Consider the following 20,285-nt stretch of genomic DNA (forward strand, 5'->3'; position numbering starts at 1 on the left):
ATCCGCCATTCTTGATTACCCATCGGAACTCAGAGCCTTAGCCGGCAAGCGCCGCCGCAATCGCCTCAACGGCTTCATCAGCTTTGGCGCCATCTGGGCCGCCGGCCTGGGCCATGTCGGGCCGGCCGCCACCGCCCTTGCCGCCGAGCGCAGCCGAAGCGACGCGGACGAGATCGACAGCGCTGAAGCGGCTCGTCAGATCTTCAGTGACAGCGACGACGGCGCTTGCCTTGCCATCGTCCGAAACGCCGATCAGCGCAACGATGCCAGAACCGAGACCTGCCTTAGCTTCATCCGCCATGCCCTTGAGATCCCTGGGGTCGACACCGGAAACCGGCTTGCCCAGGAACTTGACACCGTTGACATCCCGTACCGCATCGGCCGAACCGCCCTGGCCGCCGCCCATGGCAAGCTTGCGCTTGGCATCAGCCAATTCGCGCTCCAGCTTGCGGCGTTCGTCCATCAGGGCTTCGACGCGGGAAACGACATCGGCCGGCTGGACCTTCAGCGTCGAAGCGAGGCTCTTCACGCGATCGTCCTGTTCGGCGAGATAGTCACGCGCGGATTCACCCGTAACAGCCTCGATACGGCGCACGCCGGCGCCGACGGCGCTTTCGCCGAGAATGCGGACCAAGCCGATCTGGCCGGTGGCGGAGACATGCGTACCGCCGCAAAGCTCGACCGAGTAGGGCTTGCCGGACTTGGCCCCGCGAACACCCTGCCCCATCGACACGACGCGGACCTCGTCGCCGTACTTTTCGCCGAACAGCGCCATCGCGCCTTCCGCGATCGCATCGTCGACGCTCATCAGACGGGTCGTGACAGGCGAATTCTGCAGGATGATCTCGTTGGCCATATCCTCGACGACCTTCAACTCCTCGACCGACATCGGCTTCGGATGAGACACGTCGAAGCGCAGGCGCTCCGGCGCGACCAGCGAGCCCTTCTGCGCCACGTGGGTGCCGAGCACTTCGCGAAGTGCTTCGTGCAGCAGATGGGTGGCGGAATGGTTGGCGCGCAGGCGCGAGCGCCTGTTGTGATCGACGGTCAAGACGACAGCGTCGCCGACCTTGATCTTGCCTTCGGAAACCTCGGAGCTGTGAACGAAGAGACCCTCGCCCTTTTTCTGCGTGTCCCCGACAACAAGCTTGCCGTGATCGCTGGAGATCACCCCGGTATCACCCATCTGTCCACCGGATTCGCCGTAGAACGGCGTCTGGTTGACGACGATCTGCACCTTGTCGCCGGCAGAGGCGCTGTCGACCGCGACACCGTCCTTGACGATCGCCTGGATGACGCCTTCGGCCGTTTCCGTGTCGTAGCCCAGGAATTCGGTCGCACCAAGCTTTTCCTTGAGTTCGAACCAGATGGTCTCGGCCGCCTTGTCGCCGGAGCCTGCCCAATGCGAGCGTGCTTCAGCCTTCTGGCGCTCCATCGCATCCGTGAAGCTGGAAATATCGACGCCGATGCCGCGGGCGCGCAGCGCATCCTGCGTCAGGTCGAGCGGGAAACCATAGGTGTCGTAGAGCTTGAAGGCGGTTTCGCCGTCCAGGCTGTCGCCCTTGTGCAGCTCCGAAGTGGCATCGTTGAGCAGCGACAGGCCGCGCTCCAGCGTCTTGCGGAAACGGGTTTCTTCGAGCTTCAGCGTCTCGGAGGTCAGTGCCTCGGCGCGTACCAGCTCCGGATAGGCACGGCCCATCTGCTGGATCAGCGCCGGCAGGAGCTTCCAAATCAACGGTTCCTTGGCACCGAGCAACTGCGCGTGACGCATAGCGCGGCGCATGATGCGGCGAAGCACGTAACCGCGGCCTTCGTTCGACGGCAGCACGCCATCGGCGATCAGGAAGGCAGACGAACGCAGATGATCGGCAATGACGCGATGGCTTGCGCGATGCTCGCCCTCGGCCTTCACGCCGGTCGCCTCTTCCGAAGCTTCGATCAACGCGCGGAACAAGTCGATGTCGTAATTGTCATGCTTGCCCTGCAGCACTGCGGCAACGCGCTCGAGGCCCATGCCCGTGTCAATCGACGGACGCGGCAGGTCGACGCGCTGCTCCTTGGTGATCTGCTCGAACTGCATGAAGACGAGGTTCCAGATCTCGATGAAGCGGTCGCCATCTTCTTCCGGGGAGCCGGGAGGGCCACCCCATATGTGATCGCCATGATCGTAAAAGATTTCCGAACAGGGGCCACAGGGACCGGTATCGCCCATCGCCCAGAAATTGTCGCTGGTGGCGATGCGGATGATCCGGTCGTCGGAAAGGCCGGCGATCTTCTTCCACAGGTTAAAGGCGTCGTCGTCGGTGTGATAGACCGTGACCAGCAGGCGCTTGGCATCGAGGCCGAATTCCTTCGTGATCAGGTTCCAGGCAAGCTCGATGGCGCGCTCCTTGAAATAGTCGCCAAAGGAGAAATTGCCGAGCATCTCGAAGAAGGTGTGATGGCGCGCGGTATAGCCGACATTGTCGAGGTCGTTATGCTTGCCGCCGGCGCGAACGCATTTCTGCGCCGTCGAAGCGGTCGTATAGGGACGCTGCTCCAGACCGGTGAACACGTTCTTGAACTGCACCATGCCGGCATTGGTAAACATCAATGTCGGATCGTTGCGCGGCACCAGCGGGCTCGACGGCACGATCTCGTGGCCGTTTTTCTTAAAATAGTCGAGGAAGGTCGACCGGATTTCATTCACACCGCTCATAGGGGGCCCTTCAGTACTGCCGTCAACAACTTGCGTCAAAGTCAGAGGCTTTTATCGTTCGCTCCGGGCGCTGTCCAGCCGCACGAACAAAACCGGCCGCACATCCCTTGGACAATGCGGCCGGTTCCAATTTAAAGTCTCAGTCTCAGGTCGGGAACTACTCCCGAAGATCCTTATTCCCCGGAGGCGTCGCCATCATCGGCATCGGGACCGCCATTCTGCAGGAAGCGGTCGGCGATGAGACCGGCATTCTGGCGGAGCGACAACTCGATTTCACGGGCGAGATCCGGATTGTCGCGCAGGAAGAGTTTCGCATTTTCGCGGCCCTGGCCGAGGCGTTGGCTATTATAGGAGAACCAAGCGCCGGACTTTTCGACGATGCCGGCCTTGACGCCGAGATCGACCAGTTCGCCGGTCTTGGAAACACCTTCGCCATACATGATGTCGAATTCGACCTGCTTGAAGGGCGGCGCCATCTTGTTCTTGACGACCTTGACTCGCGTCTGGTTGCCGATCACCTCTTCGCGCTCCTTGACGGCGCCGATGCGGCGGATGTCGAGGCGAACCGAGGCATAGAACTTCAGCGCGTTGCCGCCCGTCGTCGTTTCCGGCGAACCGAACATGACGCCGATCTTCATACGGATCTGGTTGATGAAGATCACCATGCAGTTGGACTTGGAGATCGAAGCCGTGAGCTTGCGCAGCGCCTGGCTCATCAGACGGGCCTGCAGACCCGGCAGGCTGTCGCCCATCTCGCCTTCGATTTCGGCGCGCGGAGTCAATGCCGCAACGGAGTCGACGACGAGAACGTCGATGGCGCCGGAGCGCACCAGCGTATCGGTGATTTCGAGCGCCTGTTCGCCGGTATCGGGCTGCGAAATCAGCAGGTTTTGCAGGTCGACGCCGAGCTTGCGGGCATAGACCGGATCGAGCGCATGTTCCGCGTCCACAAAGGCGCAAATGCCGCCCTTCTTCTGCGCCTCTGCGATGGTCTGCAGCGCCAGTGTCGTCTTACCCGAGCTTTCCGGCCCGTAGATTTCGATGATGCGCCCCTTCGGCAAGCCGCCAATGCCGAGAGCGATATCGAGGCTCAGAGAGCCGGTGGAAACCGTTTCGATTTCGACCGCGTTCTCGTTCGAGCCGAGTTTCATGATCGAGCCCTTGCCGAACGACCGCTCAATTTGAGAGAGTGCCGCTTCAAGTGCCTTGCTTTTATCCACCGATTTGTCCTCTACAAGCCGCAAAGAATTCTGAGACATTCGATCCACCTTTAGGTTATTGAAGCCGCTCTAGCAATGTCGCCGCCGATGAGAATTGTGTACTCGATTTGTTCTCATATCGCAAGGGCACAACAAGCGATTGAAAGAAAAAGGTAAAATGAATTTCGTTCTATTTTTGTTTTCTTCTTTCTTCCCAGGCACTTACATGCCAGAAGCGGTGAATTGCGAGATGTTTGCGGCTCGCTCGATTCGCCTTTTCGACTGCTGAGGATAATCCTATGGCGAAAAAGATTCTCGTTCTCGGCGGCGCCCATATCGACCGGCGCGGCCGCATTTTCGGCGAGACGGCGCCCGGCGCCAGCAATCCCGGCGCATGGTTCGAGGAGCCCGGCGGCGGCGGCTTCAATGCGGCCCGAAATCTCGCTCGCCTCGGCTTCGACGTAAAGCTGATCTCGCCGCGCGGCGGCGATCCCTCCGGCGAAATGGTGGCGGAAGCGGCAAGCCATGCCGGCATCGATGACAAGCCCTTTGTCTTCCTCGATCGCAAGACGCCGAGCTATACGGCGATCCTTGAGAATGACGGCAATCTCGTCATCGCGCTTGCCGACATGGAGCTTTACAAGCTCTTCGTTCCGCGACGCCTGGCGATTCGCGCCGTTCGGGACGCGTTCGAAGAAACCGACCTCATTCTCTGCGACGCCAATCTGCCTGCCGAAACCTTAGGAGCAATTGCGGCAAGAGCTGCTCTGTGCGGCAAGCCCGTTGCCGCTATCGCCATCTCGCCGGCCAAAGTCGTGCGGCTGAAACCGAGCCTTGCCGGAATCGGCCACCTGTTCCTCAACGAGGCCGAAGCCGCGGCGCTGACCGAAATCCGTCCGGAGGATCCGCGCGAATGGGTAAATGCTTTGCGTGCGCTCGGCCTGCGCAATGGCGTGATCACCCGCGGGAAACGACCCCTGATCGCCTTCTCGCGTGATGCCATCGTCAGCCTGCAGCCGCCTGTGGTCGAAGATGTGGCCGATGTCACCGGCGCGGGAGACTCGCTGGCGTCAGGCGTTCTTTCGGCGCTGCTGGCCGGCCACGATCTCGCAGAAGCCGTCCGTCATGGGGCAGCGGCGGCAGCAATCACCGTCCAGTCCCCCTATGCGACGGCGGAAAATCTCTCTCCCGAGCTGCTAAAGGCGGCATTGGCCCTTGTTCCCGAGGCCGAAATTCTGTCATGAAGCCTGCTCAAGACGCGTATACTGTTTCAGTGAATTGGAAACGACAATGACCCAGCCTATCTCGCCCCTGCTTCCGATCTCCTATTCGAAGGAAGTCGCTGCCGCCAAGCTGCGCGGTGCACCGATCGTCGCCCTGGAATCGACGATCATCACCCACGGCATGCCCTATCCGGGCAATATCGAGATGGCCCGCAGCGTTGAGGCGATCATCCGGCAGGAAGGCGCTGTTCCGGCGACTATCGCCGTCATTCACGGTACGCTGCATATCGGTCTTGAGCCGGAAGAGCTGGAAGCCCTCGCCAAGACGGAAGGTGCGATGAAGGTTTCGCGCGCCGACATCGCCTTTGCGATCGCTGAGCGCCGCACCGGCGCGACCACCGTTGCCGCCACGATGATTGCCGCCGCCCGCGCCGGCATCAAGGTGTTCGCCACCGGCGGTATTGGCGGCGTGCATCGCGGCGCCGAAGAGAGCTTCGATATCTCGGCCGATCTTGAAGAGCTCGCGCGCACGGGTGTCATCGTCGTCTGCGCCGGCGCCAAGGCGATCCTCGACATTCCGAAGACCTTGGAAGTGCTGGAAACCCGCGGTGTTCCGGTCGTCACCTACGACAGCACCGAGTTCCCGGCCTTCTGGTCGCGCTCATCCGGGCTCACGAGCCCTTTGACGCTGAATAGCCCCGCTGCGATCGCCAACTTCCAGACGACACGCGAACAGCTCGGCATCGATGGCGGCATGCTGATCGCCAATCCGGTTCCGGAAGCCGACGAGATCCCGCGTGAGGAGATGGAAATCTACATCGAGCGCGCACTCGACAGCGCTGAGCGGGATGAGATCAGCGGCAAGGCGGTTACGCCCTATCTGCTGAGCACGATCTTCGACATTACCGAAGGCCGCAGCCTCAAGACCAACATCGCGCTTGTCGAAAACAATGCGCGCCTGGCCGCCGAGATCGCCGTCGCGCTCGCGGAATAATCAGACAAGCAGCTATGAGAGTGGCCGGGCGCGTCAGAAGATCGCCCGGCCCTTTGTTTCAGGTAAGCGTGAACAGGCCCAAGGCGTCGCGCAATTCGGCAAGTGTCGCCTCCGTCCGCTCCCTCGCTTTTCTCGTCCCCTCTCGCACGACTTCCATGACATAGTTCGGTTCGGCTGCATAATGCGCGCGGCGTTCGCGGATCGGCGCGAACAGCGCTTGCAGGATGTCCTCAAGATGTCTCTTCAAGGTGACGTCTCCGAGGCCGCCACGCCGATAATGCGCCTTCATCTCTTCGACCAACTGCCGATGCTCGCAAAAGGCATCGAGATAGGTGAAGACGACGTTTCCCTCAACCTTGCCCGGATCGCCGACGCGCAGGTGATGCGGATCGGTGTACATGCGTCGCACTGCATCCCTGATCTCACCAGGCGATGCCGAAAGCGGGATCGCATTGCCCTGCGATTTGCTCATCTTCGCCTTGCCGTCGACGCCCGGAAGGCGCCCGACTTTTGGCACCATGGCTGCAGCCTCGACGAGAACGTCTCGCCCGATCTGCCGATTGAGACGGCGAACGATCTCGTTGGTCTGCTCGATCAATGGCGCCTGATCTTCGCCGACGGGAACGACCGTCGCCTTGAAGGCCGTGATATCGGCGGCTTGCGCGACCGGATAGCAGAGAAAGCCGGCCGGCACATCGCGTTCGAAGCCGCGCAGCTGGATCTCCGTCTTGATCGTCGGATTTCGCTCCAGGCGGCTGACCGTGACGAAATTCAGATAGAGCAGCGTCAGCTCCGCCAGCGCCGGCAAGGCGGATTGTACGCAGATCGTCGTCAGCGTTGGATCGATGCCGACGGCTAGGTAGTCCGTGGCGACTTCAAGGACGTTGCGCCGAACCTTTTCGGGATCATGGGCATTGTCGGTCAGCGCTTGGGTATCCGCCAGGAGCAGGAATTGCTCGTGGCTATGCTGAAGCGCAACGCGGCTTTTCAGCGAGCCGACGTAATGGCCGAGATGGAGTGGACCTGTCGTCCGGTCGCCCGTCAGGATGACAGGGCGGGTATCGATAGGGGAAAACATTTCGTTGCTCCGCAAAAGGAGCCGCCGCAATCGGGAAGGAAAACGGAATGGACCATGCCTGCCGGATCACGGCGGCAGGGTCGATTTCAAGACATGACGACTGCCGCTCCTAGAAGGAGCGCCACCACATTTGGCAAACGGGCTTGGCAAGGTCGATCATGGGCGGTTGATTACACCGTTGCGCCACAATCGGCAACATGGAGAGGTGCGAAACGCCTCAGACTTAGTTCTTGTCCAGCGTCTCGCGCACGACGACGGCAAGCTGCTTCAGCGAGAACGGCTTCGGCAGAAAGCCGAATTGCGCATCGGCCGGCAGATTGCGGGCAAAGGCATCCTCGGCGTAGCCCGAAACGAAGATGAATTTCAGGTCCGGATATTTCTTGCGCAGTTCGCGTAGCAGCGACGGACCATCCATTTCCGGCATGACGACATCCGATACGACGACATCGACCTGACCGTCGAGCTCGTCCATGATATCCAGCGCCTCGACGCCGGAGCCGGCCTCGTAGACGGTGTAGCCGCGCGTCTCGAGCATGCGCTTGCCGCCACGGCGTACCGCCTCTTCGTCCTCGACAAGCAGAACGACTGCGGACTTGCCGGTGAGATCGGCCGGCTCTTCCGTAGATGCGGCGACACCCGCACCCTGATCCATTGCCGTAACATCACGGCTTTCCGCCGCTTTCGCTTCCGTTACCGAAGGCATTTCCACGATGTGGCGCGGCAGGAAGATGCGGAAGGTCGTTCCCTTGCCCACTTCCGATTCCGGCTGAATATAACCGCCGGACTGCTTGATGATGCCGTAGACCATGGCAAGTCCGAGACCGGTGCCCTTGCCGACTTCCTTCGTCGTGAAGAAGGGCTCGAAGATCTTGTCCATGATCTCCGGCGCGATACCGGTTCCGGTATCGCTGACCTCCACGAGCACCATGTCTTCATGCGGAAGATAGGGATAGTTGAAGGCACTGACATCCGCCGCACGCAGATTGCGGGTGCGCAGCGTCAGCGTGCCGCCGCCCGGCATGGCGTCGCGGGCATTGACGCAGAGGTTGATCAGCACCTGCTCGAATTGCGAGAGATCGGTTTTCACCGGCCAGAGATCACGGCCATAATCAACATCCAGCTTGACATGCGTACCGGACAGCAGCCGGTCCACAAGCATGCGGAGATCGCCGATCACATCTGTCAGATTGAGAACCGTTGGCCGCATGGTCTGCTTGCGGGAGAAGGCGAGCAGCTGCCGCACCAGCACGGCTGCGCGATTGGCATTGCGTTTGATTTCCATCAGATCCGCAAAGCTGGCATCGGAGGGCCGCGCCTGCAGCAGCAGATGATCGGACGACAGCAGGATCGCCGTCAGAACGTTGTTGAAGTCATGCGCGATGCCGCCTGCAAGCGTGCCGACGGCATTGAGCTTCTGCGTTTGCGCCATCTGGGTCTCGAGCGCCTTCTGCTCTGTCACCTCGACCGCATAGACGATGGCAGCCTCTTCCGGCGCCTCGTCGGTCTGGTCGATGACGGCATTGACGTAGAAGCGGAAATGCCGCGTCTCGTCTTTCGGATTGCGGGAGTCGATCGGCGGAATGTCGCCCTGCCGGTCCTTGGCTGCCGCCAGCGCCTGCTGCAGCTGCGGCCGATCACTTTCGTTGACGACGCTCTCGAGGGCCGCACCGCGCTCGATATCGTCGCGCGAGACCAGATCCGAAAAGAGTTTCAGGAAGGGCGCATTCGTCCGCAGAATGCGGCCGTTGCCATCCACGGACGCGATCGCCATCGGCGTATTGTTGAAGAAGCGGCTGAAACGCATCGCGGCGGCGGAGGCCGATTGCTCGGTATCCCCACCGTTCTGGCGGGTCAGGACGATGGTGCGGCTCTCGCCCGGAGCGCCGTCGCGCATCGACGTGACGCTGTGGACGATCTGAACGGGCAGGCTCTGGCCATTGGACCGGCGCAGATCGAGATCGAGCGTCACTGTCTTTTTCAATCCCGGCTCGGCCTGGACGGACTGGATGAGCGCCAGCCCCTCGCCGGCCACCAGATCGCCGATCGTCATCGAACCCGGCACGAACTTGGTCAGGTCGAAGCCCAGCCATTCGGCAAGCGTCGCATTGAGATAGAAGATTTCACCCTTGCGTCCGGCGGAGAAAAAACCGGCCGGCGCGTGGTCGAGATAGTCGATCGCGTTCTGCAGTTCCTTGAAGAAGCGTTCCTGGTCGTCACGCTCGGAGGTGATATCGGTGATCTGCCAGATATGCAGTGCCTTGTTGGCGCCTTGCTCGGCCGGCAGCACCCGCGCTTTCAGCCGGTACCAATGCGCGCCATTGCCGCCTCCGTCCATCGGGCCGAGCGGCTTTAGCAGGCGAAACTCTTCCGACCCCTCGTTACCATCGCGCAGGCCATTGGCAAGACGATAGAGAGCCTCGTTGGACTCGCGATTTCGCGACAGGAGCATCTCCAGCGACTGCACTTCCGTCGCCTTGGTTGCCCCCGTCAACCGGCCATAGGCGGCATTCGCGTAGACGATGCGGCCCTTCTCGTCGGTGATCAGCGTCCCGTCGGGATGGCTGTTGAGGAAGGACCGCGCCAGGCTGTCGGACTGCGGCTGAGGCATGACCTCGACGAAACCGATGATCGAAGAGACCAGGAAAAAGATGCCGACCATGGCCAGAATGCCAAGGCCGCCGAGAACCGCTTCATTATCCAGCTGGTTCTTGAAGACGACGAAGGCCGCTGCCGCGGCCACGAGAACAAGCGCGAGCAGGATGATGCGCAGCACGGTTCCAGAACGAACTCCGCGATCCACCAGCGGCACGCTATACTCGTCGGACGGACGCTGCTTCGTCATAAACCCCTCGTATCGGCCGTTCTCCTCGCGACATGTCATACACCTTGGCGTCGCCGGAGTCGGACCTTTCGAATCTTCTTTATCAATTTGCGTCATCCGCAAAAAGCTTTGCCGGACCAGAAAGACTTGAATTCACAAGCAATAGAATACAACAGCCTGCAATCGCATCTTGTCTCCGGCGCAATCCTGTTCATATGATCGCGATATAGAAGGGTCACGGTCAAAGCATTACCCGCGACAGTTGCGCCCACTGCATAATTCCTTAGATTGGATTCGATTTAAGAGTAAAATTATGCAGTGGATTTAAAGTACTACAGCGACCTTTGCGCGTCACATCTGGCGCGCGGCGCTGTAAACCGCGACATCGGGGACAATTACGGAGTATCTCGATATGTTGGATGATATCGCCGGAGCCTATGGCAGCCGCTTCTTTCTCGCAGCCGGTGGAGTTGGCATTGCCCTGCTCGTACTCATTGGCATTCTGTGGATCATGCGCAACCGAGCGCCTTCTCCCTTCGTGCGCGGCGGCAAGAACCGTCAGCCTCGCCTGCAGGTGCTGGATGCCGCCGCCGTCGATGCCCGCCGCCGTCTCGTGCTCGTCCGACGCGATGGGATCGAGCATCTGATCATGATCGGCGGCCCAACGGATATCGTCATCGAATCGGGCATTTCCGATGGCACCCGGGCTGGAACCGCGGCGACGCCGGTCGATACCCCCATGGCATTTGAAGAGAAGCAGTCGCGGCTGCAGAGGGAGGCTGCGGTGGAAGTTCCTCCCGCAGCGCTTCCGCAGCGCCAGCAATCCGCCGAAGACAAGATCGAAGCTTATTTGCGCAACGAACCCCGCCTTGCGCCTGCAACGGAACCCGCTCCAGTGCCGCAGGTGGCCGAGCACCCACAAGCCGCCCCTGTCAAGCCGCCGCAACCGACCCAACAACCCGCTCCGGCAATCAGCGAGACTGAGGCAGCCGACATACTGGATGCTGCTCGCCACGTTGTCCTGCCGCAGCAGCAGCCTGCTCCCGCGCGCCAGGCGGCAGTCGAATCCACCGTCGCATCGGCGCCGGCGCCTGCTGCCGAGCCGGGCAACGATTTCCAGCGCATCCTCGAAGCGGAAATGTCGAAGAACCTGACCGCCGAACGGATCATTCCGAACGCGCCGGCACCCCGGCAGGTGCAGCAGCAGCCAAATGCCGCGCCATCCCCCGTCTCAAACCCCGCAAAACGCGTCGAACCCGAACTTGCACCGCTGACCGGAGCCGACAGCGCCCTTCAGAAAGAAGTCGCTCGCATCTTCGGGGAAATGAGCGTCAGCCGCGACAAATAGGGCGCGTCCTCTCAACCGCCGGAATGAAAAAAGGCACGACGGATATCCCCGTCGTGCCTTTGTTCTATAAGCCCGGTCGAAACCGAAGCGCCATTCACTCGTCGCGATAAACCTTCTCGCGGCGCTCGTGGCGTTCCTGTGCCTCGATCGACAAGGTGGCGATGGGACGGGCGTCCAGACGCTTCAAGCCGATCGGCTCGCCGGTTTCTTCGCAATAGCCGTAAGTACCATCTTCGATACGCTGCAAGGCGGCATCGATCTTGGAAATGAGTTTACGCTGGCGGTCGCGAGCCCGAAGTTCGATGGCCCTGTCGGTTTCCGAGGAAGCCCGATCAGCAAGATCGGGATGATTTGCGCTTTCTTCTGCAAGATGATCCAGGGTTTCGCGCGCTTCTCTAAGGATGTCGTTTTTCCATGCTATCAGCTTCGCTCGAAAATAAGCTCGCTGGTTCAGATTCATGAACTCCTCGTCTTCCGAGGGCACATAGTTGCTAAGATCGATCTTCTCACTCAACGCGATTCTCCTGAAGAACATCTCATATGGCTGGGGTGTATATCCCAACCAATAGTACCGATTCAAGCCAAATAGATGCTGTCAACTGATTTTTAAATTTGTCATAAAATTCGGCTAAGGGTCTATTTTTTCATCACTTCTTCTCGCCAGCCCCGATTCTCCGCGCTCGTAACCTTCCCGTGAAGGCGAGGCATTTCGCGCTCTTGCGGATCGCCTCGCAGTTGACGGCGCATGCGAACAGACGCTACCTCATTGGGGAAATCGAGCCCCGGAATTTCGCCATGACCAGAATTTCGCCGCCGCCGTCCAGGATCTATCTTTTACGCCATGCCGAGGCCCGGCAGGCTACGCCCGGACAGAAGGATTTCGATCGCCCTTTGAGCGACAATGGCTATGCGGCGGCCGAGATCGTCGCGGAGAAAGCGGTCGGCAAAGGCTATAAGCCGGACCTCGTCATTTCCTCCACTGCCTTGCGCTGTCGTCAGACGGCCGCGGCCATGCGCCGCGCCGTCACGCCCTCGACGGAATTCCGCTTTGTCGATGCGCTCTATAATGGCACGCCGGATATCTATCTGTCGCTCATCTCGGCGCAGACCGATCAGGAGTCCGTCATGCTGGTCGCGCACAATCCGATCATCGAACTGACGCTCGCCGCGCTGATCGGACATGAGGCCTTCGCCGATGCCCTCCCTCGTGGTTTTCCGACAGCCGGCCTTGCTGTGATCGATGCGACGTCGTCAGGCTGGACCCTGACGGACTTTGTCACCGAGTAGGGACTTCCCGATATGAGCCGCAATCCCGCTCGCGAGTGATTGCAGAGCCATATCTGCTCACCTTTTCGGCGCGAGTTTCGATCCCTATATTCACGGCCACGCTGTCATCCAGGGATCCCGCCTTGCCCCCAAGCCTGACCTCTTTTACCGACGACGCCCTCATCGCCTTTGACAATCTGGCCGATCGCGCCGCCGGCCTCGTCAATCCGACGATCCGTCTGGGTGTTACAGGCCTCTCCCGTTCGGGCAAGACCGTTTTCATCTCCTCATTGGTGCATAATCTCCTGAACGGCGGACGTCTGCCGCTGTTCGAGCCGGTGCAATCCGGTCGCGTCTCCGCCGTCCGCCTCGAGCCGCAGCCGGATGATGCCGTGCCGCGCTTTCAATACGAGGACCACATCCGTGCCCTGGTCAAAGACCGCATCTGGCCGGATTCGACGCGTGCTATCTCCGAGCTGCGTATCACGCTGGATTATCAAAGCGCCAGCGGCTGGAACCGCCTGTTTTCACCCGGCCGGCTCTCCATCGATATCGTCGACTATCCCGGCGAATGGTTGCTCGACCTGCCGCTGCTCGCCAAGGATTTCCGTACCTTCAGCGAGGAAACGCTGGCTCTGGCAAACACCGGCATTCGCGCCGAGCTTTCACGTCATTGGCTTGCCATGACGGAGGCGGCAGACATCGCAGCATCCGCGGATGAAATGAAGGCACGCGACCTCGCCATCGCCTTTGCCGACTATCTCAAAGCCTGCAAATCCGATGAGCGCTCACTTTCGACATTGCCGCCCGGCCGTTTCCTGCTGCCTGGCGATCTCGACGGCTCGCCGGCCCTCACCTTCGCGCCGCTGAAGCTGCCCCCCGAAGGCAGTGCGCCGAAGGGCTCGCTCTGGGCGATGATGGAGCGCCGCTACGAGGCTTATAAGGCCGTCGTCGTCAAACCCTTCTTTCGCGAGCACTTTGCTCGCCTCGACCGGCAGATCGTCCTTGTCGATGCCCTGCAGGCCATCAATCGCGGCCCGGAAGCGGTACAGGATCTGGAACGGGCGCTGACGGACGTACTGGCCTGCTTCCGTCCCGGCACGAATTCGCTCATTTCCTCGCTGCTCGGCCGTCGGATTGACCGTGTGCTAGTAGCCGCGACCAAAGCCGACCACCTCCATCATGAAAGCCACGACCGCCTGGAGGCTCTCACCCGCCGGCTCGTCGAGCGTGCGATCGAACGCATCGGCATGGCGGGTGCCGGCATAGAGGTCATGGCCATCGCCTCTGTGCGCGCAACCCGCGAGGCAACCGTGACCCGCGACGGCCAGACGCTTCCCGTCATCGTCGGCACGCCGATGGACAAGGAAACTATCGCCGGCGAGGCTTTCGACGGCAATCGCAAGACGGCGATCTTCCCTGGCGATCTGCCGGAAAACCCGCGCTGGCTGTTCGAAGCCCTTGAATCGGATGGGGCAAAGGTCCATCTGCCCGAGGTGAACGTTGTCCGGTTTCGCCCGCCGGAGCTCGATGAAACCGGTGAAGGCATCAAGCTTTCGGTGCCGCATATCCGCCTCGACCGCGCCATGCAGTTCCTGTTCGGAGACCGTCTCGCATGACGAAATCGACCGAAAACGAACCGAACGGCAATCGTCGTCCCGGCGCTTTCACGGTGGAACCTGAAACCTCCAGAAAAGAAGCGACACCACCAGCGGTTCGCAAGCCGCAAAGCTTCGATACCGACATCGTGCTGACGCCCGACGCGGAAGATCCGTTCATCAATCCGGCTTTCGGCGCCGATTCGGATGCAACTGCCATCGCCAAGCCCCGCCGCAAGAAATTCTCCTTCGGCAAGGTGGCGCTCGGTGCGCTTGGCATTCTGGCGTCACTCGCCTTCGGCCTCTGGACGGATCAGCTCATCCGCGACCTGTTCGGCCGGGCCGACTGGCTTGGCTATACCGCCCTTGCGGTAGTCGCCATCGGCATTCTGGCCGTGTTCGCCATCGTCATCCGCGAAACTATCGGAATGATGCGGCTCGCCGCCGTGCAGACCATCAAGGTGGAGGCGGAAGCTGCCATCCTCGAAACCCGACCGGCGCGCGCCAAAGCATTGGTCAAGCGGCTCTGCACTCTACTCGAAGCCAATCCAGACACGGCCAGAGGCCGCGCGACCCTGAAGGCAGCCGAAGACGATATCATCGATGCGCCTCAGCTCATTGATCTTGCCGAACGCGAGCTTCTCGGCCCGCTCGACCGCCGCGCCCGGGCGCTGATCCTCGGCGCGTCGAAACGCGTGTCCGTCGTAACGGCCGTCAGTCCCCGCGCCCTCGTCGATATTCTCTACGTTCTCTATGAAGCAGCCAAACTGGTCCGCGCCATGGCCGAACTCTACGGCGGCAGACCCGGAACGCTCGGCATGATCAGGCTGATGCGCGATGTGATTGCCCACCTCGCCGTCACCGGCTCCATCGCAGTCGGCGACAGCATTGTCCAGCAACTGATCGGTCATGGCTTGGCGTCGAAACTCTCCGCACGCCTCGGCGAGGGCGTCGTCAACGGCATGATGACCGCGAGAATCGGCATCGCCGCCATGGACCTTTGCCGACCGCTCCCCTTCAAGGCGCTCAAACGTCCGGGCATTACCGATTTCGCCGGCGACCTCACGCCGAATGTCACTGGCCGCAACCCGGCGTGACGACCTGCAAATTAGGGACTTCAGTACCTTCGGAAACCAAGCATTAACCATTCTCGGGCAAAAGTGACAAACAGTTTCACGGTTTCGCCTCGCTAGGGAATGTCCATGTTTTCGCGTCGATTTTTTCTTGTAAGCAGCCTTGCCGCCGCATCCATCTCCACCGGCGCCTGGACGCAATCAGCCGAAGCGGCTCCCCGCGACAAGGCGTTCTTCCAGTCGATTTCGGGCACATGGAGCGGCCCCGGCGAGATCGTTGCCGGCAAGTACAAAGGCACGAAGTTCACCTGCAATCTCACGGGCAAGCCATCCGATGGCAGCAGCGCCGGCGTCAAGCTCGACGGCACCTGCCGCGTCGGCGTCTTCCAGCAGCCGATGTCGGCCGAGATCACGCAGAGCGGCGGCTCCTATAGCGGAAAATTCCTGGACGGTGCAGCCGGCAAGGGCCTCGATGTCACCTCCGGCACAGTCAACGACAATACCGTCGTTCTCGGACTGAACCGTCAGAAGCTGAACGGTGCCATGATCGCCCGCGTTCCGGACAGCAAGTCGATGAACGTCACCATTTCGGTGAAGGTCGGCGAACAGATGGTGCCAGTCATCGGCGTCACGCTGAAGCGCGCCGACGTCGACCAGATGGCGGTTGGATCGATCCAGTAAGCGTCCGACAGCAATTCACAAAGAGTAAGGTCGGCAATTTTGCCGGCCTTTCTCTTTAATAATAGTCATATGGTCCAGCTCAGGCCGTTCGCCACCAGTCACGGTTTTCGTCCGCGACCTCGATACCTTCCACATCAACATCCTGCAGCCAATCCGAGATTGCCCGACCCTTGACCACGAGATCCGCCGCGAAATCGGCAAGCGGCATCAGCACGAAACCACGCTCGACCATTCGCGGATGCGGAATGGTGAGCAGCGGCTCGGCCTGTTCCAGATCTCCATAGGTCAGCACATCGATATCGATCGTTCGCGGCCCCCAGCGCTCGATCCGCACCCGCTTCATCTGCCGCTCTATGTCGAGGCACACGTCCAGCAAGGCTTCCGGCGTGAGGGTCGTGTCGACCGCAGCACAGGAATTGTAGAAGAAGGATTGGTCCGTCTTGCCCCAGGGCGGCGTGCGATAAAGCCGCGACACCGAAATCACCTGACAATCGGCACGCGCATCCAGAATGCGCAAGGCGAGCGCCATGGCGCGGACCGGGTTGTCCAGATTGCCACCCAAACCGAGCGTCGTCCGCACGGCTACACCTTCAGGCAAAATGCTCAATGCTCACCTGCACATAATCGAGAACGCCCGGAACCGGGGCATTGGGCTTGCGTACCGTGATTTTGGCGCGGCGGATACCCGGAAAACGACGGCATAGTTCCTTCGCCACATCAAGCGCCAGCGCCTCGATCAGATAGCGTCGGCGCCCGGTCACGATTTCCTCGATGACGCTGAATGCGATGCCGTAATTGACGGTGTCGTCGATCGAATCACGCTCCAGCGCATCGCCGGCTTCGACATCGAGTTCGGCATCGACGAAGAAGCGCTGGCCAAGGAATTCCTCCTCGTCATGGACGCCGTGCCGGGCAAAGAAGGCGCAATTCTGCAAAGTAATGGTGTATGTCACAGCGCTCATGGCGTCTCTCCCTTTCGAACAGGCGCGATCGGGTCCGAAAACCGCTCCCTGCATTCGAGCATTATGCTTTAAGTCTCGCGCGCGTCCTAAGAATAGCATCCGCAACCGCCAGCGCGTCCCTGTTGATTGCGACATTGTGTACGCGGAATATCGCAGCCCCCTGCAACCGCAGGATCGCGCTGGTTGCGGCAGTGCCGACATCCCGATCGGCTGCGTCGCGACCCGTTATAGTGCCGACGAACCGCTTGCGCGAGGTGCCGACCAACAGGGGCAGCTCGAAGCGCAGCAGAGCATTGAAACGCGCCATCAGCTCCAGATTTTCCTCGGCATTCTCCTTGGCGAAGCCAAAGCCCGGATCGAGCACGATCGTCTGCCTGTCGACGCCGGCCGCAGCGGCAATCCCCAGCGAGCGATTGAGAAAGAAAAGCTGGTCATCGATCACATCAGGCAGCTTCTGCCGGTCACGCCCCGTATGCATAATGCAGAGACCAGCGCCCGCTTGCGCCGCCACGGCGGCAATATCTGGCTCGCGCTGCAGACCGAACACGTCGTTGACGATATGCGCGCCGGCGCCGATCGCCAACCGCGCCGTATCGGCGCGATACGTATCGACGGAGATCAGCGCATCGGTCCTGCCGCGCAAGGCTTCGATGACGGGCAGTACCCGTCCCTGCTCCTCGCTGGCATTGACGGCGGCGGCACCCGGTTTGGTCGATTCGCCGCCGATATCGATGATACCAGCCCCGTCCTCGACACAGGCCAGCGCATGGGCAACGGCCGCATCGACGGCCTCATAATGCCCGCCGTCGGAAAAGGAATCCGGCGTCACATTGACGATAGCCATGATGACGCTTTGTCCGCCGACATCGATACTGCGGCCATGCGCGACATGCCAGGTTTGGCTGCGAAGCTCCGTCACGAACCGTCCATCCCATTGAAAAGGAAAAAACCTCGCGCTTGATATTGCGCTCACAGTGGCTATGCCGCAAGGTTCGCAGAAGTTCAACATGGTAGCGACACGAATGCCGCTTGCATCCCATAAGTTCAGTCTTTCGTGTGCATTGCTGCTCGCGTTCTGCATACCCAATGTAGCCGGAGCGGAAGTCATCGCCCGCAAATCCATTTCCTATTTCGACATCAAGGGCAGCACCGCCGACGAGCTCGATGCCGCCCTGAACCAGCGCGGGCCGCTGGCGATCGGCTCCAGCAGTCACCATCCCGGTGCGACGAGAATCCGCTTCGGCGGCAATGCGACCTACAGTGAAGCAAACGGCCGCTGCTATATTTCCGGCGTCAAGGTTACGGTCGATACGGAAATCATTCTGCCGCGCTGGCGTGACCGGCGGCATGCCAGCAAGCAGCTTTCCATGATCTGGGATACATTGGCCGCCGATATCCGGCGCCATGAGGACCGGCATGTCGAAATCGCCCGTCAACATGCGCGGCAGATGGAAAGGCAGATCCTGTCTCTGCCGTCAGCCAGCAATTGTGATGCGCTTCAGGAAAAGGCGAATGAGGTGACGTCGCGGGAAACCGACCGGCACGATGCCGATCAGGCGCGCTTCGATCGCATCGAAGCGATCAATTTCACGAGCCGGATGCAGAGGCTGCTCTACTATCGCAGCCGCCAAGGCGCCCGGCAGTAGCCGTTCGAAAACTACCTTTCGGCGCAAAAGGCGATCAGCAGCGCCAACTGTGGGAAATCAGTCACTATATCCTGTGAATCGTCTGATCTCGTCGTTCTTTGAACTTTACGAGAATCTGAAATAGGTTTTTCCTATCAATTACAGAGACAAACGCACTGGTTGATTCGAAGAAGGCCGGGCGGATGTCGCAAAAGGATCGATTTTGAGTACCTGCGCTGGCGGGTTTCTTCGCTCTTCGGCGCAGTCGGGTTTGTTTCTCAAAGCATGCGCTAAGTGTTCTCCTGGCGCGTCCTGAAGCCGCAGGTGTTTCCTCCCTTGCCTGCGGTGATGCGCCCGCCTCGCCTCGCTCGCTGCACCAGCTGAGCGGGGCATCTTTTTTGGGCATTCGACCCTCAGCGGAATTATCGCAACGGATCGGACGGAACGTGCCAGAGGTCAGGTGTCAGGCCTGGCGTTCCGGCACGTGGACGACAAGGCCGTCCAGCGCACTCTTCATCTTGATCTGACAGGAGAGCCGCGAGTTCGGACGAACGTCGAAGGCGAAGTCGAGCATGTCTTCTTCCATGGCTTCCGGGCCGCCGACCTTCTCGGTCCATTCCTCATCGACATAGACATGACAGGTGGCACAGGCGCACGCACCGCCGCATTCCGCTTCGATGCCTGGAACGGAGTTGCGTACGGCATTTTCCATCACGGTGGAGCCCTCGTCGACATTGAGGTCAAAGCGCGTCCCGTCGAAGGCGACGATGGTCAATTTGGTCATGTGGGTGAATTCCGATATTTCGTGAATGAAGGGTGATCGGAATTTTACTTCCAACAAATCGATGGGGCAGTCAACATTTGCGCCGCCGAAACGGTTTGTCCCGTCCGGCGGCGCAAGGATGCACATCATTGATCGTCGAGCGGATCGGCTCAACGCGAAAGCTTCAAAATGAAGTTTTCAGCCTCGATGACGCTGGTTGTGACCGCTGCCACGTGAGCGGCGTCGCCGACATTGCTTTCGAGCGCTCCGGCCGCGTCCGCCACGCGGAAGGCGCCGACGGCGCTGGCAGCGCCCTTCAGCTTGTGCGATGCGGCCTCCATCCGCTTGGGATCGCCGCTGCCGATCTCCTGCAGACAGGAACGGGCCTGCCTCGCGAACATCTGCAGCACCTCGACCTCAAGCGCCTTATCGCCCATCGTCTGCTTGCCGAGATGGACGAGATCGATCGCCCGCTCCCGCGACGGAGCCGCGCCCCGCGAATTATCAGGAGATTCAAATGCGATGTTCAAAGCTGCCATGTGCCAATGCTCCCGTCATTTATCTATGACTGTTTTAGGGACATGCCGCATAGTTGCGGCCCGGGCATGGCCATCCAGTTAAATTTTGGCACATTGAGGGCCGAAAACTCCAGACATGGTTAACGTCCGTTAAACATGCTCAAAATCTTGGGTTTTCATGGCGTTGAACAGATAAACAGAGTTAATGTCACCTTAACGATCCACCGGCTTTAAGGTGGAATTAATTGTCATGACTAGGGGAATGTGTCACTACGATACTGGTAAATTGGGTAGATGGCACATGCCTTTGCCCCGGAAGTGGATGATGGTAATGTTTTCATAACATCCGTTTGAAAAACCAGTTATCCACTCTGAATGTAATGGGAAATCCAAATTCGATGTTGATCGAAGACGGAAGACCCGCGGGAGGCAGGGGTC

Annotated in this window: 18 protein-coding genes; 8 read left to right on the plus strand and 10 right to left on the minus strand. The window is 60.3% G+C overall.

The window, feature by feature from the left end; genetic code table 11:
• Positions 1-37 precede the first annotated feature (37 nt).
• Complete coding sequence (alaS, locus tag I8E17_RS08410; RefSeq protein ID WP_069613030.1) at positions 38-2,698, minus strand: alanine--tRNA ligase; 2,661 nt, start codon at positions 2,696-2,698, stop codon at positions 38-40.
• 173 nt (positions 2,699-2,871) lie between these two features.
• Positions 2,872-3,957: a recombinase RecA gene (gene recA, locus I8E17_RS08415; RefSeq protein WP_069613031.1), complete on the minus strand. Its 1,086-nt coding sequence runs from the start codon at positions 3,955-3,957 to the stop codon at positions 2,872-2,874.
• Positions 3,958-4,196: 239 nt separating this feature from the next.
• Here recA and I8E17_RS08420 point away from each other — a divergent pair, with 239 nt between their 5' ends.
• Entirely contained in the window at positions 4,197-5,141 is a 945-nt protein-coding gene (locus I8E17_RS08420) for a carbohydrate kinase family protein (protein WP_069613032.1), read from the plus strand.
• A gap of 46 nt (positions 5,142-5,187) precedes the next feature.
• Positions 5,188-6,114, plus strand: coding sequence for a pseudouridine-5'-phosphate glycosidase (locus tag I8E17_RS08425; protein ID WP_069613033.1), 927 nt, complete (start codon positions 5,188-5,190; stop codon positions 6,112-6,114).
• 58 nt (positions 6,115-6,172) lie between these two features.
• On the opposite strand, the gene trpS is transcribed toward I8E17_RS08425, so the two are convergent.
• Positions 6,173-7,192 carry a tryptophan--tRNA ligase gene (trpS, locus tag I8E17_RS08430; RefSeq protein ID WP_069613034.1) on the minus strand — a complete coding sequence of 340 codons (1,020 nt, stop codon included), beginning with the start codon at positions 7,190-7,192 and terminating at the stop codon, positions 6,173-6,175.
• A 223-nt stretch (positions 7,193-7,415) separates the two neighbouring features.
• Positions 7,416-10,034 (minus strand): PAS domain-containing sensor histidine kinase, encoded by a 2,619-nt coding sequence (locus tag I8E17_RS08435; RefSeq protein ID WP_069613035.1) that lies wholly within the window; start codon positions 10,032-10,034, stop codon positions 7,416-7,418.
• A gap of 391 nt (positions 10,035-10,425) precedes the next feature.
• Here I8E17_RS08435 and I8E17_RS08440 point away from each other — a divergent pair, with 391 nt between their 5' ends.
• The gene (locus I8E17_RS08440) at positions 10,426-11,361 is read left to right on the plus strand and encodes a flagellar biosynthetic protein FliO (RefSeq protein WP_113366606.1); all 936 of its coding nucleotides are present in this window, start codon (positions 10,426-10,428) and stop codon (positions 11,359-11,361) included.
• A 94-nt stretch (positions 11,362-11,455) separates the two neighbouring features.
• Here I8E17_RS08440 and dksA read toward each other — a convergent pair whose 3' ends face one another.
• On the minus strand, positions 11,456-11,875 hold the full coding sequence (dksA, locus tag I8E17_RS08445) for an RNA polymerase-binding protein DksA (RefSeq protein ID WP_004109001.1): 420 nt from the start codon (positions 11,873-11,875) through the stop codon (positions 11,456-11,458).
• 281 nt (positions 11,876-12,156) lie between these two features.
• Between dksA and I8E17_RS08450 the strand changes: the two genes are divergently transcribed.
• The 4 genes from I8E17_RS08450 to I8E17_RS08465 all read left to right on the plus strand — a co-directional run bounded on the left by I8E17_RS08450 (position 12,157) and on the right by I8E17_RS08465 (position 15,979).
• On the plus strand, positions 12,157-12,648 hold the full coding sequence (locus I8E17_RS08450; RefSeq protein ID WP_069613203.1) for a histidine phosphatase family protein: 492 nt from the start codon (positions 12,157-12,159) through the stop codon (positions 12,646-12,648).
• A gap of 122 nt (positions 12,649-12,770) precedes the next feature.
• The gene (locus I8E17_RS08455; protein ID WP_069613204.1) at positions 12,771-14,246 is read left to right on the plus strand and encodes a YcjX family protein; all 1,476 of its coding nucleotides are present in this window, start codon (positions 12,771-12,773) and stop codon (positions 14,244-14,246) included.
• Entirely contained in the window at positions 14,243-15,322 is a 1,080-nt protein-coding gene (locus I8E17_RS08460) for a TIGR01620 family protein (protein WP_069613037.1), read from the plus strand. The genes I8E17_RS08455 and I8E17_RS08460 overlap by 4 nt, the downstream gene beginning before the upstream one ends.
• Before the next feature lie 105 nt (positions 15,323-15,427).
• Positions 15,428-15,979 carry a hypothetical protein gene (locus I8E17_RS08465; RefSeq protein ID WP_069613038.1) on the plus strand — a complete coding sequence of 184 codons (552 nt, stop codon included), beginning with the start codon at positions 15,428-15,430 and terminating at the stop codon, positions 15,977-15,979.
• A gap of 79 nt (positions 15,980-16,058) precedes the next feature.
• On the opposite strand, the gene folK is transcribed toward I8E17_RS08465, so the two are convergent.
• The 3 genes from folK to folP all read right to left on the minus strand — a co-directional run bounded on the left by folK (position 16,059) and on the right by folP (position 17,785).
• Positions 16,059-16,508 carry a 2-amino-4-hydroxy-6-hydroxymethyldihydropteridine diphosphokinase gene (gene folK, locus I8E17_RS08470; protein WP_229002110.1) on the minus strand — a complete coding sequence of 150 codons (450 nt, stop codon included), beginning with the start codon at positions 16,506-16,508 and terminating at the stop codon, positions 16,059-16,061.
• Positions 16,509-16,569: 61 nt separating this feature from the next.
• A complete protein-coding gene (gene folB, locus I8E17_RS08475) occupies positions 16,570-16,941 on the minus strand; it encodes a dihydroneopterin aldolase (RefSeq protein ID WP_069613040.1) in 372 nt (123 codons plus the stop codon).
• Positions 16,942-17,002: 61 nt separating this feature from the next.
• Positions 17,003-17,785, minus strand: a complete 783-nt coding sequence (gene folP, locus I8E17_RS08480) for a dihydropteroate synthase (RefSeq protein WP_229002111.1) — start codon at positions 17,783-17,785, stop codon at positions 17,003-17,005.
• A 178-nt stretch (positions 17,786-17,963) separates the two neighbouring features.
• On the opposite strand from folP, the gene I8E17_RS08485 reads away from it, so the two are divergent.
• On the plus strand, positions 17,964-18,587 hold the full coding sequence (locus tag I8E17_RS08485) for a DUF922 domain-containing protein (protein ID WP_069613205.1): 624 nt from the start codon (positions 17,964-17,966) through the stop codon (positions 18,585-18,587).
• Positions 18,588-19,029: 442 nt separating this feature from the next.
• Here I8E17_RS08485 and I8E17_RS08490 read toward each other — a convergent pair whose 3' ends face one another.
• Entirely contained in the window at positions 19,030-19,350 is a 321-nt protein-coding gene (locus I8E17_RS08490) for a 2Fe-2S iron-sulfur cluster-binding protein (RefSeq protein ID WP_015340086.1), read from the minus strand.
• A gap of 149 nt (positions 19,351-19,499) precedes the next feature.
• The gene (locus tag I8E17_RS08495; RefSeq protein WP_069613042.1) at positions 19,500-19,868 is read right to left on the minus strand and encodes an Hpt domain-containing protein; all 369 of its coding nucleotides are present in this window, start codon (positions 19,866-19,868) and stop codon (positions 19,500-19,502) included.
• Positions 19,869-20,285: the final 417 nt, after the last annotated feature.

Origin of the sequence: Rhizobium sp. AB2/73 (genome assembly GCF_020871915.1) — a bacterium.
Classification (GTDB): Bacteria; Pseudomonadota; Alphaproteobacteria; order Rhizobiales; family Rhizobiaceae; genus Rhizobium; species Rhizobium dioscoreae.

What these genes read in the sequence shown, in the direction of transcription:
- alaS (WP_069613030.1), bottom strand. Translation starts at nt 2,698, where the DNA reads ATGAGCGGTGTGAATGAAATCCGGTCGACCTTCCTCGACTATTTTAAG.
- recA (WP_069613031.1), bottom strand. Translation starts at nt 3,957, where the DNA reads ATGTCTCAGAATTCTTTGCGGCTTGTAGAGGACAAATCGGTGGATAAA.
- I8E17_RS08420 (WP_069613032.1), top strand. Translation starts at nt 4,197, where the DNA reads ATGGCGAAAAAGATTCTCGTTCTCGGCGGCGCCCATATCGACCGGCGC.
- I8E17_RS08425 (WP_069613033.1), top strand. Translation starts at nt 5,188, where the DNA reads ATGACCCAGCCTATCTCGCCCCTGCTTCCGATCTCCTATTCGAAGGAA.
- trpS (WP_069613034.1), bottom strand. Translation starts at nt 7,192, where the DNA reads ATGTTTTCCCCTATCGATACCCGCCCTGTCATCCTGACGGGCGACCGG.
- I8E17_RS08435 (WP_069613035.1), bottom strand. Translation starts at nt 10,034, where the DNA reads ATGACGAAGCAGCGTCCGTCCGACGAGTATAGCGTGCCGCTGGTGGAT.
- I8E17_RS08440 (WP_113366606.1), top strand. Translation starts at nt 10,426, where the DNA reads ATGTTGGATGATATCGCCGGAGCCTATGGCAGCCGCTTCTTTCTCGCA.
- I8E17_RS08450 (WP_069613203.1), top strand. Translation starts at nt 12,157, where the DNA reads ATGACCAGAATTTCGCCGCCGCCGTCCAGGATCTATCTTTTACGCCAT.
- I8E17_RS08460 (WP_069613037.1), top strand. Translation starts at nt 14,243, where the DNA reads ATGACGAAATCGACCGAAAACGAACCGAACGGCAATCGTCGTCCCGGC.
- I8E17_RS08465 (WP_069613038.1), top strand. Translation starts at nt 15,428, where the DNA reads ATGTTTTCGCGTCGATTTTTTCTTGTAAGCAGCCTTGCCGCCGCATCC.
- folK (WP_229002110.1), bottom strand. Translation starts at nt 16,508, where the DNA reads ATGGCGCTCGCCTTGCGCATTCTGGATGCGCGTGCCGATTGTCAGGTG.
- folB (WP_069613040.1), bottom strand. Translation starts at nt 16,941, where the DNA reads ATGAGCGCTGTGACATACACCATTACTTTGCAGAATTGCGCCTTCTTT.
- folP (WP_229002111.1), bottom strand. Translation starts at nt 17,785, where the DNA reads ATGGCTATCGTCAATGTGACGCCGGATTCCTTTTCCGACGGCGGGCAT.
- I8E17_RS08485 (WP_069613205.1), top strand. Translation starts at nt 17,964, where the DNA reads ATGCCGCTTGCATCCCATAAGTTCAGTCTTTCGTGTGCATTGCTGCTC.
- I8E17_RS08490 (WP_015340086.1), bottom strand. Translation starts at nt 19,350, where the DNA reads ATGACCAAATTGACCATCGTCGCCTTCGACGGGACGCGCTTTGACCTC.
- I8E17_RS08495 (WP_069613042.1), bottom strand. Translation starts at nt 19,868, where the DNA reads ATGGCAGCTTTGAACATCGCATTTGAATCTCCTGATAATTCGCGGGGC.